General features: G+C 57.4%; 2 protein-coding genes and 1 tRNA gene. 2 read left to right on the top strand and 1 reads right to left on the bottom strand.

Annotation, left to right across the window (positions count from 1 at the left end):
* Position 1: 1 nt before the first annotated feature.
* Positions 2 to 98: transfer RNA gene (locus BM152_RS18750), tRNA-Leu, on the bottom strand.
* Positions 99 to 334: 236 nt separating this feature from the next.
* Here BM152_RS18750 and BM152_RS18745 point away from each other — a divergent pair.
* Both BM152_RS18745 and BM152_RS18740 read left to right on the top strand, forming a co-directional pair.
* The gene (locus tag BM152_RS18745) at positions 335 to 616 is read left to right on the top strand and encodes a hypothetical protein (protein ID WP_066598845.1); all 282 of its coding nucleotides are present in this window, start codon (positions 335 to 337) and stop codon (positions 614 to 616) included.
* Position 617: 1 nt separating this feature from the next.
* Entirely contained in the window at positions 618 to 914 is a 297-nt protein-coding gene (locus BM152_RS18740) for a hypothetical protein (protein WP_066598846.1), read from the top strand.
* Positions 915 to 1,073 lie beyond the last annotated feature (159 nt).

The raw sequence follows: 1,073 nt of genomic DNA, 5'->3' as shown, positions 1-1,073 counted from the left end.
TTGGTTGCGGGAGTAGGATTTGAACCTACGACCTTCAGGTTATGAGCCTGATTCAATCGACTCCCAGTTTTCCTTAGAAATCTGGCACTTAGCCCGTAACCCATTGTTATCACTCGAAGCCATGCGCGGCAAGTGTCGGCATCTGCCCGCATTTACCCGCACGCCTCGCGCCTATTCGGTGTTCAGTCGGTTGATGTGGCGTTGAGGTGTTGAGGCGACCGGAACGCAAACCGGAATGAAAACCGGCGAGTCATTCCGGTCCATTCCTGCGTTCCGGTCGGGTCTCCGATGCATGCTGACTTCACTGATTTGATAGTGAAAGGAAGCCCGAAACATGAACGGCGTTATTGCACAAATTTGGTTTGAATCCGGTGACCGCGAGGACGGCCGTCCGGCGCGCTATGTGGTCTGCCGGACCAGCTTCGCCACATTTAACGAGCTGGTCGACGCGATCGAGGCGGACGAGTTGATCCGCTCGGAGACGCTCTGGACCGAGAAGCTGAATACCCATTCATCTCTGATCCGTGAGGCCCACCCCTTCGCGTTCCGTGGTGCGGCCGTGTCTCGGATTGCTCTGTCGCATCGTGAGTTTGTCGAAGGCGCGCGGGGTGAGTGACATGGCCATACCCGCAACCCGCCACAAGCCGATCGACCGCAAGACCCGCGAGCGCATCATGAACATGGCCGACGCATTCAGCGAGGAGCACATTGCCGAATGCCTGAAGCTGCCCGTTGAGGACGTGACCAAGGTGATCACCGCCGTGTTCTCGCGCCGCAAGGTTCAACGCTACATCGTCAACAACAAGACCGAAGAATGTATCCCCATCACCACCTGGCGCAAAGGCTATTTCGTGGTCTGCATGAAGGGCTGGACTGATTGGGATTTCTTGGCTGTCCGGAAGGAGGGCGCGTGATGGCACGGTATGAGAGGCAATGCGCCGAGTGCGGTGCGGACTTCGTGGCTAGACAGAAAACCCAGAAGTATTGCTGCATGAAGTGCAGTAACCGCACATATGCCCGCGCCCACTACGAGGCCAACCGCGAGAAATGTCGCGCCAAGTCTCGCGCCTATC

Origin of the sequence: Celeribacter halophilus, from assembly GCF_900114135.1 — a bacterium.
GTDB classification, from domain to species: Bacteria; Pseudomonadota; Alphaproteobacteria; order Rhodobacterales; family Rhodobacteraceae; genus Celeribacter; species Celeribacter halophilus.
Note: the sequence above shows the minus strand (reverse complement) of the source record. Positions and strands in the feature narration are given on the sequence as shown.

What these genes read in the sequence shown, in the direction of transcription:
- BM152_RS18745 (WP_066598845.1), top strand. Translation starts at nt 335, where the DNA reads ATGAACGGCGTTATTGCACAAATTTGGTTTGAATCCGGTGACCGCGAG.
- BM152_RS18740 (WP_066598846.1), top strand. Translation starts at nt 618, where the DNA reads ATGGCCATACCCGCAACCCGCCACAAGCCGATCGACCGCAAGACCCGC.